15 protein-coding genes are annotated in these 16,328 nt (G+C 70.5%); 13 read left to right on the top strand and 2 right to left on the bottom strand.

Annotated features, from left to right (window positions below; translation table 11 throughout):
* From VEB62_RS13445 to VEB62_RS13390, 12 genes are all read left to right on the top strand, one after another.
* A partial coding sequence (locus VEB62_RS13445) for a TonB-dependent receptor domain-containing protein (RefSeq protein WP_324800623.1) occupies positions 1 to 1,947 on the top strand: 1,947 nt, incomplete at its 5' end.
* Positions 1,948 to 2,135: 188 nt separating this feature from the next.
* Positions 2,136 to 2,987, top strand: coding sequence for a type II secretion system protein N (locus VEB62_RS13440; protein ID WP_324800620.1), 852 nt, complete (start codon positions 2,136 to 2,138; stop codon positions 2,985 to 2,987).
* Positions 2,988 to 3,067: 80 nt separating this feature from the next.
* A complete protein-coding gene (gspD, locus tag VEB62_RS13435) occupies positions 3,068 to 5,080 on the top strand; it encodes a type II secretion system secretin GspD (RefSeq protein WP_414642048.1) in 2,013 nt (670 codons plus the stop codon).
* Between the two features lie 7 nt (positions 5,081 to 5,087).
* Positions 5,088 to 6,602, top strand: a complete 1,515-nt coding sequence (gspE, locus tag VEB62_RS13430; protein WP_324800614.1) for a type II secretion system ATPase GspE — start codon at positions 5,088 to 5,090, stop codon at positions 6,600 to 6,602.
* On the top strand, positions 6,602 to 7,813 hold the full coding sequence (gene gspF, locus VEB62_RS13425) for a type II secretion system inner membrane protein GspF (RefSeq protein WP_324800612.1): 1,212 nt from the start codon (positions 6,602 to 6,604) through the stop codon (positions 7,811 to 7,813). The genes gspE and gspF overlap by 1 nt, the downstream gene beginning before the upstream one ends.
* Positions 7,814 to 7,827: 14 nt before the next feature.
* A complete protein-coding gene (gene gspG, locus VEB62_RS13420) occupies positions 7,828 to 8,277 on the top strand; it encodes a type II secretion system major pseudopilin GspG (RefSeq protein WP_324800610.1) in 450 nt (149 codons plus the stop codon).
* Positions 8,278 to 8,311: 34 nt separating this feature from the next.
* Entirely contained in the window at positions 8,312 to 8,803 is a 492-nt protein-coding gene (locus VEB62_RS13415; RefSeq protein WP_324800607.1) for a GspH/FimT family pseudopilin, read from the top strand.
* The gene (gene gspI, locus VEB62_RS13410) at positions 8,796 to 9,149 is read left to right on the top strand and encodes a type II secretion system minor pseudopilin GspI (protein ID WP_324800604.1); all 354 of its coding nucleotides are present in this window, start codon (positions 8,796 to 8,798) and stop codon (positions 9,147 to 9,149) included. Before VEB62_RS13415 ends, gspI begins: the two co-directional genes overlap by 8 nt.
* Positions 9,146 to 9,736 carry a type II secretion system minor pseudopilin GspJ gene (gene gspJ / locus VEB62_RS13405; RefSeq protein WP_324800601.1) on the top strand — a complete coding sequence of 197 codons (591 nt, stop codon included), beginning with the start codon at positions 9,146 to 9,148 and terminating at the stop codon, positions 9,734 to 9,736. Before gspI ends, gspJ begins: the two co-directional genes overlap by 4 nt.
* The gene (gspK, locus tag VEB62_RS13400) at positions 9,736 to 10,722 is read left to right on the top strand and encodes a type II secretion system minor pseudopilin GspK (RefSeq protein WP_324800598.1); all 987 of its coding nucleotides are present in this window, start codon (positions 9,736 to 9,738) and stop codon (positions 10,720 to 10,722) included. The genes gspJ and gspK overlap by 1 nt, the downstream gene beginning before the upstream one ends.
* The gene (gspL, locus tag VEB62_RS13395; RefSeq protein ID WP_324800595.1) at positions 10,719 to 11,825 is read left to right on the top strand and encodes a type II secretion system protein GspL; all 1,107 of its coding nucleotides are present in this window, start codon (positions 10,719 to 10,721) and stop codon (positions 11,823 to 11,825) included. The genes gspK and gspL overlap by 4 nt, the downstream gene beginning before the upstream one ends.
* Positions 11,822 to 12,298, top strand: coding sequence for a type II secretion system protein M (locus tag VEB62_RS13390; protein ID WP_324800592.1), 477 nt, complete (start codon positions 11,822 to 11,824; stop codon positions 12,296 to 12,298). The genes gspL and VEB62_RS13390 overlap by 4 nt, the downstream gene beginning before the upstream one ends.
* 36 nt (positions 12,299 to 12,334) lie before the next feature.
* Here VEB62_RS13390 and VEB62_RS13385 read toward each other — a convergent pair whose 3' ends face one another.
* Entirely contained in the window at positions 12,335 to 14,584 is a 2,250-nt protein-coding gene (locus VEB62_RS13385; protein ID WP_324800589.1) for a TonB-dependent receptor plug domain-containing protein, read from the bottom strand.
* 249 nt (positions 14,585 to 14,833) lie between these two features.
* On the opposite strand from VEB62_RS13385, the gene VEB62_RS13380 reads away from it, so the two are divergent.
* On the top strand, positions 14,834 to 15,925 hold the full coding sequence (locus VEB62_RS13380; RefSeq protein ID WP_324800586.1) for a phytase: 1,092 nt from the start codon (positions 14,834 to 14,836) through the stop codon (positions 15,923 to 15,925).
* A gap of 196 nt (positions 15,926 to 16,121) precedes the next feature.
* Here VEB62_RS13380 and VEB62_RS13375 read toward each other — a convergent pair.
* A partial coding sequence (locus VEB62_RS13375) for an Ig-like domain-containing protein (RefSeq protein ID WP_324800583.1) occupies positions 16,122 to 16,328 on the bottom strand: 207 nt, incomplete at its 5' end.

Here is a 16,328-nt window from a genome sequence, read left to right as displayed (position 1 = left end):
TCGACCGACGAGTTGCAGGCGATGGGCCAGTCGCTCGTCAACGCGCCTCTGCGCCTGCTTCAGCGTGAAACCACGCCGGTCAACTTCGGGTTCGATGTCGCGGGCGGGCTGTCCAGCGACAGCAGCCTGGGCACACTCGGGTTGATCGGCGTGGCCGGCTACAGCAACACCTGGAGCACCCGGCGCGGCTTCCAGGAGGAAGGCCAGTTCTCCGGCGACGCCATCGTTGCGGTGACCAGCAAGGCGTTCGAATCGAACCAGGACGATCTGCAGCTGAACCTCCTCGCCGGGCTGTCGCTGACCGTTCAGGACCACGAGCTGAAGTGGACCAACCTCTACGTCCGCAGCACCACCAAGGAAGCCCGGACCAGCGCTGGTCCGGACCTCAGCGTCGGCGGCGGCATCCTGCGCGACGACTACACCGAATGGTTCGTCCGCGAGTTGCTCTCCAGCCAACTGGCCGGCGAGCACTTCTTCATGGATGGGGCGCTGGAGTTCGACTGGCGCGCCGCGTGGGCCCATACCTCGCGTGACGCGCCCTATGAGTCCCGTTTTCAGTACGGGGTGAACGCCGACGGCGACTACATCCACAATCCGTCCAACCTGATCTCGTTCAGCGAACTGGACGAGGACGTGATCTCGGGCGGGGCCGACGTCGGCTACACCCTGCCGCTGTCGGACATGCGCGAGGCCGTCTTCAGTCTCGGCGTGGCGTATACCGACAGCAGCCGCGAGGCGACACGCTACGATCTCCAGTTGGCGGCGGTCAGCGGCCTGACAGACGAACAGCGCCAATCGCGGATCGACTTCCTGTATTCCGACTTCAACATCAACCCGACGACGATCGAGCTGCGCCAGGTAGCCGGCACCAACGGCGCCGGAGCCTATGACGCTGAACTGAAGGTCGGGGCGGTTTACGCCCAGGTCGATGCGGAGATCATCCCGCTTGTCCGCACCACGGTGGGTGTCCGCTTCGAGGACGGCCGGCAATCGGTGACGCCCCGCGACCTGTTCGGGGGAAGCGCGACCTTCGCACCGACCGAGCTGGAGGAGCGGTATTTCCTGCCTGCCTTCACCGCGACGTGGAATTTCGCCGAGGACCAGCAGTTCCGCTTCGGGGCGTCGCAGACCATCGGCCGGCCCCAGTTCCGCGAACTGGCCCCGCAGTCCTACATCGACCCGGACAGCGATCGCGAGTTCACCGGCAACCCGTTCCTGGTGGACACGGAAATCCTCAACGCCGACGCCCGGTACGAGTGGTATTTCGCCCCTCAGCAGTATCTGACTGCCGGTGTTTTCTACAAGGACCTGGACAAGCCGGTGGAGTCGGTCGTGGTGCTGACCGGCGACCAGCGCCAGCAATCGTTCCTGAACGCGCCGAAGGCGACGGTCTACGGGGCCGAGGTCGAGGCCAAGAAGTATTTCGAGTTCCCCGACGCCGGCTCGTCCTTCATCGCCAACAAGCGCTGGCTGGTCCAGGCCAACTACACCTGGTCGACTTCGGAGGTGCAGGTCGGGCCGGATGACGTGGTCTTCACCCAGGGCGGCGGCGGCGCGCCGGAACAGGCCTCGTTCTTCATCGAGGACGGCAGCCGGCTGCAGGGCCAGTCGGAGCATGTCGCCAACCTGCAGCTGGGCTGGGAAGACGATACGGCGCGCTCACAGGCGACCCTGATCGTCAACTATGTCAGCGAGCGCATCACCGCCCGCGGCGCGGGGGCGGCCGGCGCCCGGGAGCCCGACTACATCCAGGACCCGGGCGTCTTCCTCGACTTCGTCTACCGCAAGGACTTCGAGTACGCGGGCCGCGATCTCGGCTTCGCCCTCGAGCTGCGCAACCTGCTGAACACGGACTACGACGAGTTCCAGGAGCTGGGGAACAAGATCCGGATCAACAACTACGAGCTGGGCTCCGGCGCGACGGTCAGCCTGACCGCCCGCTTCTGACGATCCCGCGCGGGAGGGCGTCGCACGACGGCCTTCCGCGCCTTGATTGCAGAAATGCGGCAGTTGCTCCGCGCCCGTCCTAACCGTCACGGCAAGTTCTTCGCGCCGTCATGGGTCCGTGAAGCCCGGACACGGACGATTGGTCTACGACGCTCTCGGGCCGTCGGGGCCCGCCGGGGCCAGCGATCTTGATCGGCGCAATTCGCAACTGGAGCATGGGAGTCCGCGAGGCCCTCTCCGCCCGCCCGGACCGGGTGCGGGCCGCGGTGGAAGCGACGCTGGCGCTGGTGCTGGTCGTGCAGGTGGGGCGGCTGGTCTGGATCGCGGTCGAGCCGACCCGCGCATCCCCGGCCCCCGCCGCTTCCACGCGCCCGGCCACGCCCGTCGACTATTCCGTCTTCCAGCGCTTCGACGCCTTCTTCCGCACCGGCGGCCAGAGCAGCCTGGCCGAGGACACCGCCGGGGGCAGCAGCCAGATGCGGCTGTACGGCCTGCGGTCCGACGGCGCCGGCGGCGGTTCGGCCATCATCGGGCTGGCGGATGGCCGCCAGCTGTCCGTCGCCGTGGGCGAGACGATCGAACCGGGCCTGATCCTTCAATCCGTGGGGTCCGATCATGTCGTGCTGGCCCGGGGAGACTCGCTGAGCCGGCTGATCTTCAGCGACCTGCCCGTCGGCGCGGCGCCGCCTCCGCCGCCGCCGCCGGTTCCGCAGACCGTGACTCCGACTCCAACGCCGGCGAGCGCGGCCGCGCCCGCGCCGGTCGATCCCGCCCGCCTGATGGCCGAGGCGTCCCTGCGTCCCCGCATGCAGGGCCTTCGGATCAACGGTTTCACCGTCTCCTCGAAGGGAGACGGCGCAGCCCTGGCCGCGGCCGGACTGCGATCGGGCGACGTCGTTCTGGCGGTCAACGGTCAGGCCCTCGACCGGCTCGACCGCGTCGCCGCCCTGCGCACCCAGCTCTCCAGCAGCGCCAGCGCCGAAATCCGCTTCGAGCGGGACGGCGCCGTTCAGACCACCACCATAAGGACAGGCCGTTGAAGCGATCGAACCGCAGCGTCCCCGGCATCGCCCTGGCGGCGCTCCTCGTGCTGCAGGGGCCGCTCGCCGCCGCGCCGGCGATGGCCCAGTCGGGCCAGCGCCAGACGCTGAACGTGCAGGGCGCCGACATCCGCGCCTTCATCCAGGACGTGGCCCGCTCGACCGGCCGCACCTTCATCGTCGACCCGGCGGTGACCGGGACGGTGACCGTCACCAGCGACCGGCCGCTGTCCCGGGCCGAGCTGTTCGAGGTCTTCCTGTCGACGCTGCGCGCCAACGGCCTCGTCGTGACGCCGACGGGCTCCGGCGCCTACCGCATCAGCCCGGCCCAGGGCGCCGCGCAGGGACCGGCGACCGTCGGAGCCGAGCGGTTCGCCACCGAAGTGTTCCAGCTGCGCAACATCGACGCCGCCTCGGCGGCCGAGACGATCCGCCCCCTGGTCGGGGCGCAGGGTCAGGTGCTGGCCAACGCGGGCGCGAACAGCGTCGTCGTCGCGGATTTCGCCGACAATCTGGCGCGCATCCGGGCCCTGATCGGCCGCATCGACGTCGACCGCACCGGCTTCGAGGTGGTGACGCTGGAGAACTCCTCGGCGCGCGAGATCGCGGCCGTGCTGCAGTCGGTGCTGGCTCCGCCCGGCGGTCAGCCGGGCCAGGGCATGGTGTCGGTGACGCCCGTCGAGAGCTCCAATTCGGTGGTGCTGCGCGGCGATCCGACGGCGGTGGCGCGGGTGCGGCCGCTGATCGAGGACCTCGACCGCCGCGCCCAGTCGGCCGACGACGTCAAGGTCGTGTTCCTGCAGCACGCCAACGCCGAGGCGCTGCTGCCCGTACTGCAGCAGATCGTCGGCCAGCCGGTCACCGCCGCCAGCGCCAACGCGGCTCCCCCATCGACACGGAGCGGCGAGAGCGGCGCCGAAATCGAGGTCGCGCCGGCCTCGGTCGCCCCCGCCGCGCCCGTGCCCGGGCAGCGCGCCACCATCGCCCGCTTCCCCGGCGCCAACGCCCTGGTCATCTCGGCCTCGGGCGACACCCAGCGGATGCTGGCCGAGGTCATCCGCCAGCTGGACCAGCGCCGCCAGCAGGTGCTGATCGAGGCCATCGTCGTCGAGCTCAGCGACAACGCCGTGCGCGAACTGGGCGTGCAGTGGCTTCTGGCCGGCGAGGACGGCAACCCGATCGGCCTGACCAACTATTCGGACCGCGCCACGCCGCTGGTTCCCATCGCCGGCGGCGCGGCGGCGGGCCAGCTGGACGAGGACGATCCGCTGCGCGAACAGCTGCAGACCCTCGCCCTGAACAGTCTTCTGGGCGCAAACGGCTTCATCGGCGGCGGCGGCGGGCGCATCGGCGACGGCCTGTTCGGCTTCATCATCAACGCCGCCAAGACCGACGACGGCTCCAACCTGCTGCAGACCCCGTCGCTGATGACGCTGGACAACGAGGAGGCGACCATCCTCGTCGGCCAGGAAGTGCCGATCACCACCGGCGAGACCTTGCTGGACGGCAACTCCAATCCGTTCCGGACGACCCAGCGCCAGGACATCGGCGTCAAGCTGATCGTCCGGCCCCAGATCAACGCCGGCGGTTCGATCACCCTGTTCCTTCGCCAGGAGGTGTCGAGCATCAACGGCGTGCTGACCGACTCGGCCAATGACCTCGTGCTCAACAAGCGCGAGCTGGAGACCACCCTGGTGGTCGACGACGGCGACATCGCCGTGGCCGGCGGGCTGCTCGACCAGAACGACCGGCTGTCGGTCGACAAGGTCCCGGGCCTCGGCGATCTGCCGATGGTCGGCGGCCTGTTCCGATCGACCAGCCGTCAGCGCGGCCGGACCAATCTGATGGTCTTCATCCGCCCGACAATCATCCGCTCGCCCGCCGACGCCCAGGCCCTGAGCGCCGATCGCTGGGGCTACATGCGCCAGCAGCAGCTCAACAACGCGCCGGGCGTCGAGCCCAGCCTGGACGAGATGCTGCGCGACTACATGCGGACCCAGGCGCCCGTCGCGCCGTCGGACGTAGTCACGGCGCCCGTCGGGGAGGTCACCCTCTCGCCGCTGCCGCCGGCCGGACCGGCCCGGACCGAGTGAGGCCGACATGATCACCCTCGTCAATCCGACCCTGCCGTACGGTTTCGCCAAACGGCACGGCGTCATCCTGCTCGACGCCGGAGAGATCGCCCTGATCGGACTGCGCGAGGGGGCTGATCCGGCGGCGCTGGTCGAGACCCGCCGGGCGCTGGGCCGGCCGCTGCGGATCGAGCGGCTGAGCCAGGCCGAGTTCGACCGGCGGCTGTCGCAGGTCTATGCGGGCGACCATCTCAGCGCCGCCGACGGCGACGATCTGGACATGCCGTCGGGGCTGGGCAGTCTGATCGACGATATCCCCGCCGCCGCCGACCTGCTCGATACCGCCGACGACGCGCCGGTCATCCGGCTGATCAACGGCATCATCGCCGAGGCGGTTAGGGCGGGCGCCTCCGACATTCACCTGGAGCCGTTCGAGACCGCCCTGACAGTTCGCATGCGGGTCGACGGCGTGCTGCGCGAGGCCCTGTCGCTGAATCCCCGGATCACGCCCCTGCTGGTGTCGCGGATCAAGGTCATGGCGCGGCTCGACATCGCCGAGAAGCGGGTCCCGCAGGACGGCCGTATTCCGCTGGCCCTGGGCGGCAAGACCCTCGACGTCCGCGTCTCGACCCTGCCGTCGCGAGCGGGCGAACGGGTCGTGCTGCGTATCCTCGACAAGGACCAGGCCGAGCTGAAGCTGGATCAGCTGGGCATGACCGGCGAGACGCTGGACGCCTTCCGCGCCGCGCTGCGCGAACCCAACGGCATCATCCTCGTCACCGGGCCGACGGGCTCGGGCAAGACGACCTCCCTCTACGCCGGCCTGTCGCTGCTGAACGACTCGACCCGCAACATCCTGACGGTCGAGGACCCGGTCGAATACGCCATCGACGGCGTCGGCCAGACCCAGGTCAACACCAAGGTCGGCATGACCTTCGCCGCCGGCCTGCGCGCCATCCTGCGCCAGGACCCCGACGTCGTCATGGTCGGCGAGATCCGCGACGTGGAGACGGCCGGCATCGCCGTGCAGGCCTCTCTGACCGGGCATCTGGTGCTGTCGACGGTGCACACCAACGACGCGGCGGGCGCCATCACCCGGCTGCGGGACATGGGCGTCGAGCCCTTCCTGCTGGCCTCGACGCTGCGGCTGATCGTGGCCCAGCGGCTGGTGCGGCGGCTGTGCCCCGCCTGCCGCCGGTCAGAACCGGCGGATCGCGCCACGGCGCGGCTGATCGGCGTCAAGGCGGGCCAGCCGGTGTGGCGAGCGCAGGGCTGCGACCGGTGCCATCAGACCGGCTACGTCGGACGGGTGGGTCTGTATGAGGTCATCACCGTCGACGACCGCGTGCGCCGCCTGATCGCCGCCGAGGCGGACGAGGAGGCCATCAATGCGGTGGCGTTCGAGCGCATGGACACCCTGACCCAGAGGGCGCGCGCCTTCGTACTGGGCGGGCTGACCTCGGTCGAGGAGGCGGTGCGGGTGACGCGGCGGGACGCCGGGGCGCTGCAGGCCGATGGGCCCGCGACCGAGGCGGCGGCCTGATGGCGGCGTTCGACTATGTGGCGGTGGACGCCGGGGGGCGCACGGTCACCGGCGCCCTGACCGCCGCCGATGAGGAGGCCGCGCGAGGCCTGATCGAGCGGCGCCGGCTGATGCCGCTGGAGATCACCCCGGCGCGTGGGGCGGTGCAGAAGGCCGGACGCGCGACGCGCGGCGGCAAGCTGAATGCGAAGACCCTGGCCCTGACCACCCGCCAGCTCTCCACCCTGGTCTCGGTCGCGCCGATCGAGGAGGCGCTGCGGACCATCGCCCTGCAGGCCGACCGGCCGGCGGTGCGGCGGGTGCTGGAGGGCGTGCACGGCGGGGTGATGGAGGGACGGCGGCTGTCGGACGCCATGGCCCTGCAGGGACAAGCCTTTCCGCCGCTGTACCGGGCCATGGTCTCGGCGGGCGAGACCTCGGGCGCGCTGGAGCCCATTCTGGAACGGCTCGCCGACGGGTTGGAGCGCGACCAGACGGTGCGCGGCAAGGTGATCACGGCGCTGGTCTATCCCGCCGTGCTGGCGGTGGTGGCGCTGGGTGTCATCGGCGCCCTGATGACCTTCGTGGTGCCAAAGGTGGTCGACCAGTTCGACAGCATGAACCAGACCCTGCCGCTGCTGACCCGGCTGGTCATCGGCCTGTCGGACCTGATGCGCGACTGGGGATGGTTGGCGGGCGTGCTCCTTCTGCTGGCGGGGATCGGCGGCGCCGTCGCCCTGCGCAATCCGGCGATCCGGCTCAGGGCCGATACGGCCCTGCTGCGCCTGCCGCTGATTGGCCGGCTGACCCGCGACCTGCACGGGGCGAAGATGGCGCGGACGCTGTCGACCATGATCGCGGCCGGCCTGCCGGTGCTGGAGGGGCTGACCATCACCGCCCGCACCGTCTCCAACCGGGCCCTGCGCGCCGCCACCGGGACCATGGCCGACGCCGTGCGCGAGGGCGGCGGGCTTTCGGCGGCCATGCGCCGCGCCGACGTCTTTCCGCCGATCCTCGTCTACATGACCGCCTCGGGCGAGAGCAGCGGCCGGCTGGAGCCGATGCTGGAGCGCGCCGCCGACTATCTGGAGCGGGAATTCTCGACCTTCACCGCCGTCATGCTGAGCCTGCTTGAGCCCGCCATCATCGTCGTCATGGGCGGGGTGGTGGCCCTGATCGTCCTGTCGATTCTCCTGCCCATCCTTCAGATCAACACCCTGGCCATGGGGTGATGGAGTCGCATGCCATGACCGAACACGAACGCAAGATCGCGGAGGCCCGCCGCAAGCGCGCCGGGTTTACCCTGGTGGAATTGATGGTGGTGATCGTCATCATCGGCCTGCTGGCCACGGTGGTCGCCATCAATGTGCTGCCCAGCCAGGACCGGGCGATGATCGGCAAGGCGCGGGCCGACATTTCGGTGCTGGAGCAGGCCGTCGAGACCTATCGCCTCGACAACCTGACCTTCCCCGACACCCTGCAGGCCCTCGTCGCCGCGCCGGCCGGTCTGACCCGGCCGGAACGCTACCGGCAGGGCGGCTATGTCCGGCGGCTGCCGGAGGACCCGTGGGGCAATCCCTACCAGTATCGCCGCCCCAGCGCTCACGGCGGCCAGTTCGACGTCTTCTCCCTCGGAGCGGACGGCCGGGAAGGGGGCGAGGGCAATGACGCCGACCTCGGTAACTGGGAGCCCTAGAAGCGCTATCGCTCGCGACGCGGTCGTTCGCTGCTTGAGCGCTGACGACCGCGCTCAAGCAGCGCCGCGCCGCGCGTGGCGCGACAGCGCAAGAAAGTCGCGCGCCGGCTTCACCCTGGTCGAGCTGCTGATGACCGTGGCCATCGTCGGTCTGGCGGCGGGCGCAGTGGTGCTGTCCGTGCCCGATCCCCGGCCGTCGGTGGCGGACGACGCCGAGCGGTTCGCTGCGCGCCTGTCCCGGGCGCGGGAGGAGGCGGTGCTGTCCAACCGGCCGGTGGCGGTCGAGGCGACGGCGGCGGGCTACGGCTTCTCGTCGTTCGACGGCGCGGGCTGGACGGCGCTGGAGGAGGGGCCGTTCGGGCAGGAGCGGTGGAGCGACGGCGTGTCGGTTTCGCCCACCGGTCCGGTCCGGGTGGTGTTCGACCCGACCGGGGTCGCCGAGCCCGCGGCCCTGACCCTGAGCCGTGACGGCCGCGCCTCCCGCGTCGAGATCGACGGGGCCGGCGAGGTGACGATCAATGACTGACCGGTCCGGCTTCACCCTGGTCGAGCTGCTGGTCGCCCTCGCGGTGTTCAGCCTGGCCGCGATGGCCCTGCTCAATCTGTCGGGCGAGAACACCCGGTCCGCGGCGCGGGTCGAGACCCGGACGCTGGGCGGCGTGGTCGCGGAAAATCTGGCGGTCGAGGCGATGATCGATCCCCGCCTTGCCGAAGGGCTCACTAACGGCGCTGTTCCGCTCGCAGGCCGTCAGTGGCGCTGGAGCCGGTCCGTGCAGGGCGTCGAGGCCGGCATGTTGCGCATCGACATCCGGGTTTCGACCGAGGAGGGCCAGGCCGCCGACCGCGTCCTGTTCCGGCCGCAACCGTCATGAGCCATGCGCGCGCCGGCTTCACCCTCGTCGAGGTGCTCATCTCCCTGCTGATCTTCGCCCTGATCGCGGCGGCGGGGGCGGCGGTGCTGAGCCTGTCGATCGACAACCGCTTCGCCATCAAGGCCGCAACCGACCGCACCGCCGACCTGCAGCGCATGCGCAGCCTGCTGAAGGCCGATCTCGGCCAAGCCGCGGGCCGTCGCTCGCGCGGCCCCACCGGGCGGCCCATGCCCCAGCCGATGACCGGTCCGACCGCGCCGGGCGACCCGGTGCTGGTCCTGACCCGCGCGGGCTGGACCAATCCGGGCGGACAACCCCGACCCTCGCTCCAGCGCGTCGAATACCGGCTGGTCGAGGATCGGTTGGAGCGCCGCGTCGCGACCCACCTGGACGGAGCGCGGCCAGGCCCGCCGCAGGTGCTGTACCGTGGCGTGCGGGACCTGACCGTGGCCTTCGTCAAGGATGGCCAGGAAGCGCCGGCCTATATCACCACGGCCGAGCGGCCCCTGCCCGATGCGGTGCGGGTGCGGATGACGCTGGAGGGCTACGGGCCGATCGAACAGCTGTTCCTCGTCGGGGGCGGCTGATGCGGGGCCGGTCCGACAATCGCGAGGGCATGGCCCTGCTGACCGTCCTGCTGCTGGTGGCGGTGATGTCGGTGGTGGCCGTCGCCGTGCTCGACGACGTGCGCTTCTCGGTGCGCCGCGCCACCAACGCCGAAACCCAGGCCCAGGCCCAGTGGTACGCCTCGGGCGCCGAGGCGCTGGCCCGCCGGCAGGTGGCCCGCCTGCTGGCGGCGGGACCGGCCCGCACGCCGCTGGAACCGGGGTGGAACGGACGTCGTCTGGACTTCCCCATCGACGGAGGCTCGATCAGCGCCGTGGTCACCGACGGCCAGGCCTGTTTCAACCTCAACAGCCTGGTCGAGGGATTCGGCGAGGATCTGATGGCGCGACCACTGGGGACGGCGCAATTCCTCGCCCTCGGCCGGGCCATAGGCGCGCCCGACAGCCGCATGCGCGCGGTGGCCGACGCCCTGACCGACTGGCTGGACGCCGACGCGGTTTCGCGGCCGCTGGGCGCCGAGGACGGCGCCTACGCCGGTCTGGCCACGCCCTATCGCACCGGCGGGGTGCTGCTGGCCGAGGTCAGCGAGCTACGCGCGGTCAAGGGCGTCGACGCCGACCTCTACCGCCGCCTGCGCCCCTGGGTCTGCGCCCTGCCGACCAGCCGGCCGTCGCCCCTCAACGTCAACACCCTGACGCCACAGCAGGCCCCACTGCTGATGATGCTGACTGACAACGCCCTCGGTCCAGAAAGCGCCCGGGCCCTGATCGCCCGGCGGCCGCGGGCGGGATGGCCGGACGCCGCCGCCTTCTGGGCCCAGCCCGCCCTCGCCGCGGTGGAGATCCCGGCCGAGGCGCGCGAGCAGGTCACGGTCCTGACCCGCTATTTCAATCTCCGCATCGACGTCGACTACGGCGGCGGGCGCGCCGTCCGCACCGCCCTTCTGCACGCACAGCCCGACGGCGCGGTGCGGACCGTCATCCAGCGCTGGACTCCCGAAGAATGAAACCGACCCGCCTGATCCTGATCCCCGCGTTCAACGGCCAGCCGGCGCCCTTTATGATCGTCGCCCCGGACGGTGGCGTCCTTCAACGTGGCGTGCTGGCGCTCGACACCGTCGAGCGACCCGAGCCCATGCGCACCGTCGCCGTCTGCCCGGGCGCCGACGTCTCCATCCGCTGGCTCGACCTGCCCGCCGGCGGCGGCGCCCAGCTCCGCGCCGCGGCGGCATGGCGCCTGCGCGAGGATCTGGCCGCGACCCCGGATCGGGTGGCGACCATCGTGGGCGGCTCGGCCGGGCCGGGTCAGCCACGCCTCGTCGCCGTGGTCAGTCATGCGCTGCTGGAGGCCTGGTCGGACTATCTGGAAGCGTTGGGGGTCCGGGCCGAGGCCCTGGTGCCGGATATGCTCACTATCGCAGAGCCCGAGGACGCCGACGCCGTGCGGGCGGTCGCCTTCGGGGAAAACCTGGCGCTGCGAGGCCGGCGTTTCGCCGTCACGGTGCAACCGGACCTGGTCGACCTCGTCGCCGGCGACCGCCGCGTCGTCCCCATCGAGGATTCGCGGACGGTGGAGCGGGCGCTGGCGGCGGCGGCGCTTTCGCCCGCCATCAACCTGTTCGACATCGGCGCTCGGGACCGGACGGGCCCGCGGGGCGGCTGGCGGCGGGCGGCGGGACTGGCCGCCGCTGTCCTGGTCTCGCCCCTGCTCCTGACCGCCGCCGCCGCTGCACGCGACGACATGGCCGCCCGCCGGCTGGAGACCGAAGCGATCACGGCGATCGCCGCCGCCGCACCCGATCTCGCGCGGGAGTCCGACCCGGTGGCCGCCCTGCGCCGCCGGGCCGCCTCGGCTCCGCCGCCCGGCGGCGTAACGGCAGCCGTCGCCGCCCTGTACTCGGCGGTCGAAGCCGTCGAGGGGGCGGAACTCGACATGGTCGCCGCCGGTCCCGACGACGGAGTCAAGGCCACGCTCAGCCATCCCGCCTACTCGGACATGGAACAGATCAATCAGCGGATGGCGGAGGCGGGCATGGCCGTCACCGAAACCGCGACCCTCGACGACGCTGGCCGGGTGGTCAGCGACATCAGCATCGGAGCCCGCCCATGAACCGGATCGTCGCCGAATTGCATCAGGCATGGGAGGGCCGCACCCGGCGCGAGCAGCGGATGCTGGCAGGGATGGCGCTGCTGCTGGCGGCGGTGGTTCTGTGGCTGGGCGTGATCCGGCCGATCACCGGCTGGCGGGATGAGGCCGCCCGGGAGCGGACGCGCGCCGCAACGGAATTGGCCGAGGTGCGGTCTGCCCTGGCCCGGCTGGCGCCTGTGGCTGGTGCGGGCACCCGCGCCGCGGATGCCCGGGGTCTGGAACCGGTTGTGCGGCAGACGGCGGAAGCGGCAGGGCTTGAGCTGACCACTGGCATGGATGCGTCGGGCCGGCTGGGCTTCCGCCTGGCGAACGCGCCGGGCGCCGCTGCCTTCGGCTGGCTGGCGACCCTGGAGACGACGCATGGGCTCCAGCCCGCCAGCCTCAGCGTGGTCGAGAATGCCGACGCGTCCCTTCAGGTCGAGGGGGCGTTCTGAGCCGCCCCCTCGACCTTTCGGGCTGTCGGCGTCCGGTCAGAACGCCGCCCGCAGGGTGACCTGATACAGGACGCCGGAACGCTCGCTCTCGAGCTCGTACTCGTCCAGATCGCCGGCGGCGCGATTGTCGAGGATTTCCTCGATCGAGTCGCCGTCGTACTTCCAGAACGTCTCGCGCTTCTCCTTGTCGAGCAGGTTCTGGGCCGACAGGCGGACCACGAACCGTTCGCCGAAGCGCTTCTCGACGAAGGCTTCCAGGTCCTGGTCGTATTCGACCTTGATCAGTTCATCGAGACCCGACTCATAGCCTTCGTCGCGGCCGTACAGGCTGGCCCCGAAGCTGGCGCCCCAGGTCGGCAGGTTCTGGATGAAGCCGACGTTCCAGACATTCTGCGGCTGGTTGCGGAACTGGCGTTCGACTCCGGTCCAGGGATCGGTCACCTCGCTGTCCAGCCAGGTGTAGTTGAAGAAGACCCCGGTCTCCGGCAGGCCGACGAAATCGAGCGGCGTCGACAGGTCGACCTCGACGCCCCAGGTCGTGCCGTCGCCGATGTTGCGCGGCTCATGCAGATTGTAGGCGTCGTCGCCCGGATCGACCGGGCCGCCGTCCTCGTCGACCTCGGCGCCGGTGTCGACCAGCTCGATCAGGTTCTCGATCTCGCGGTAGAACAGGTTGACGCCGACGATGCCGCGCAGGCCGAGCCGGCGCTCGTAGCCGATGTCGAAACCGTTGGCGAACTCGCTCTCCAGCGACGGATTGCCCTGCAGGGCGTCCTCGTCCGCGGGTTCCTCGCTGGCGATGTAGGGTGCGAGGAAGCTGTAGTCCGGCCGCCGCTGGGTGCGGGCCCAGGAGGCGCGGAACTGATCACGGTCGCCGGGCGACCAGGTCAGGTGCAGCGACGGGAACAGCTCGTCGGCCCCGGACGAGACCACGCCCAGGTCGCTGGTCACGTCCCGGTCCATCGATTCATAGCGCAGGCCGGCGTCGATGGTCAGCGTCTCGGTCGGCTCCCAGGTCAGGCGCGCGAACGGCTCCAGCCGGGTCTCCTCAATGGTGTAGATCGCGCCGGGAGCCGGATCGGGATCGTCGATCGCGCCGTTGTCGATGTCGAACTCGACCTCGGCCGCGTCCCGCTCCTTGGTCAGATAGTCGGCGCCGACCTTCAGGCGCAGCGAATCCGGGCCGAAGGCGTAGGCGACGCCGAACTCGTACTCGTCGTCGGTGATATCCAGTTCGACATAGTCGTCGAGTTCCAGCGGATCGCCGGCGTCAGCGGCGTGGGTGGTGGTCGTCGTCTCGTCACGGAAGCCGGACCAGCCGGCCTTGAAGTCCAGTTCACCCGGGCCGACGTCGAACTCTCCGTCGAGGCCGAGGGCGTAGGTCTGCTGGCTGATGCGCTCGGCCTGGACCTCGGTCTCCTCCAGCTCATCGAACACGCCGGCGCCGTTGTCGATGAAGGTCAGCGAGGTCTCGTCCTCGTCCCGGCTGGTGTCCACCGCCAGGCCGTTGAAGCGCAGGCGACCGCGGTCGAAGCGCACCGTATATTCGGCGTTGGCCGACAGATCCTCGCCGTCGCGGGTGTCGTCCTGCAGCTCGATGTTGTCCAGCACGCCGCCATCGGCGGGGACATCGTCGTACCGCTCCGACCGCTTCTCCTTCGGATTGCGCCGGCCCTGGTAGTTGAGAGCGGCCCAGAGCGAGGTGTTTTCGGTATTGGCCGCCCAGGAAACGGAGCCCGAGCCCCGGATTTCGCCATCGCCGTTGACGAGCGCGCCGGCGCGGACGGCGCCGCCCTCCAGCTGGGCGCCTTCCTTGAGCACGACGTTGATCGCGCCGGCCACGCCGTCCGACGGCTGGTCCGCCCGCGGGCTGCGGATGATCTCGATCCGCTCGACCAGCTCGGCCGGGATGCGGTCGACCAGGAAGGCCCCGTCGTCCTCGCCGCCGGGCGCGCGCCGGCCGTTGATCAGGATGTTGGTGTAGCCGGGCGGCAGGCCGCGCATGGACACGCCGTCGAACTCCAGCACGTCCGAGGTGAAGGTCACGCCGGGAACGCGCTTGAGCATCTCGCCGACCGACACCGGTTCGAAACGCTGGAAGTATTCGAGGTCGTAGGAGAGGATCGGGTTCTCGTCCGCGGTGCGGTTTCGGAACACGATCTCGCCGTTGACGAGGACGTCCTCGATGGGCGTCGCCTCGACCGGGCCGACGGCATCCTGGGCGCAAACGCCCCCGGCGAGGGCGAGCGGCGCCAGAGCGGCGCCGAGCAGAAGTCTGAGTTTCATGGCGAGCATCCCCGTAGCCCGGCCGGCCCCACGGCCGCCGGTTCTGACGGCTCAGCTAGGCCGTGGCGACGACGCCCCTGCGATGGTTTGGCGAAGCGCCGTTGGCGCTTTTCGGATGGTCCCGTGACGCTTGCTCCCCGAACGGACGGTCGGTCACGCAGTTGACGCCGTTTCGTCATCCAGCCTTGCGTTGACGCTCCCGGAGGTCCGTGATCTGGCCCGGTCCAGACCGAGCTTCACAGGCGCGCCATGCTGACCCGAACCCTGACCGCCATCGCCGCTTCCACCGTCCTCCTCACCGCCTGCGCGACCCACGAGGTCGACGTCCACGGCGAGGGCGAGGGCCTTGTCGGCGAAGGCGCGGCGGTGCGCGCCCGCCTCGAAACGCCCTCCGTCGGGACGGCGGGACAGGATGCGGCCGACGATCCGGCCATCTGGGCCTCGTCGGTTCCGGTCCGGATCGGCGGCGTTTCGACCCGGGGGTTCGTCGCTGGCACCGACAAGAAGGCGGGACTGTACATCTACGGTCTTGACGGCGCGGTGCTGCAGTTCCTGCCGGAGGGCCTGCTCAACAATGTCGACCTGACCGGGGGCCTGTCCGTGGATGGCCGGCCGCAGGTGGTGCTGGGGGCCAGCGACCGCACCCCGGGGAAGACCGGCGTCGCGCTGTATCTGTTTGATCCCGCCGGCGAGGCGGGCGTGCGGCCGTGGGGCGCGATCACCTCAGACGTGGTCGAGCCCTACGGCTTCTGTTTCGCGCGGCGCGGCGCCGAAGTGCACGCCATCCTGGTCGGCCACGAGGGCGAGGTTCGCCAGTTCGTGCTCGCCGTCGACGCCGCGGGCCGCCCGAACGCCCGCGAGGTCCGCCGCTTCGGGATCGGCACGATTTCGGAAGGCTGCGCCGCCGACGAGGCGACCGACGCCCTCTATATCGCGGAGGAGAACGTCGGCGTGTGGCGCTACCGCCTCGATCCCTCGGCGGGCGCGGGCCGCATCCTGGTGCAGCCGACGGCCCCGGGGGTGCTGGTCGCCGACGCCGAAGGCCTCACCATCATCGAGGATGGCGCGGCCCGTTATCTGATCGGGTCGAGCCAGGGCGACTCGGCCTTCCCTGTCTGGCGTATCGACGGCCCGGCGCCGGTCTACAGCGGTCGCTTCGTGGTCGAGACCGGCGTGGTCGACCGTGTCACCGGGACGGACGGACTGGACGCCCTCGGCGGCCCCGTCGGCGACGCCTTCCCGGAAGGCCTGGTGGTGGTTCAGGACGACGTCAACGACGCCGGAACCCAGAACTTCAAGCTCATCGACTGGCGCGACATTCGCTCGGCCCTGGGGTTGTAGCCCCTGGGCACAGGTCCTGGGGCTGCGGCGAGGAGCACCTCAAAGGCAGACTGTCGGCGATTGTTTGAAACCTGGAGCGGCCGGCGGGAATCGAACCCGCGACATTCAGCTTGGGAAGCTGACGTTAAGGGCGATGTAACAACGGCCAGGTTCCGAAACGCCGCGATTGAATCGACAGACCACCCAATTCACGACGTCAGCAATAGGGGTTGTCCGGGAACTGGTTGCAGTAGCTCTCGCCATATTTGACGAAGATCTCGATGGACGCGGTCGCGGTCCCGCCCTGGCCGTCGTTGGCGGTGTAGCCGAAGGTGTAGGAGCCCGGCGTGGCGGGGGCCACGTAGGTCACGGACGCGCCGCCGGACGGAATGGTCGCGGTTCCGCCGGTCGGCGTGGTGACGGC

This window comes from Brevundimonas sp. (assembly GCF_035626975.1).
Taxonomy (GTDB): domain Bacteria; phylum Pseudomonadota; class Alphaproteobacteria; order Caulobacterales; family Caulobacteraceae; genus Brevundimonas.
This window is presented reverse-complemented; position numbering and strand designations above follow the sequence as displayed.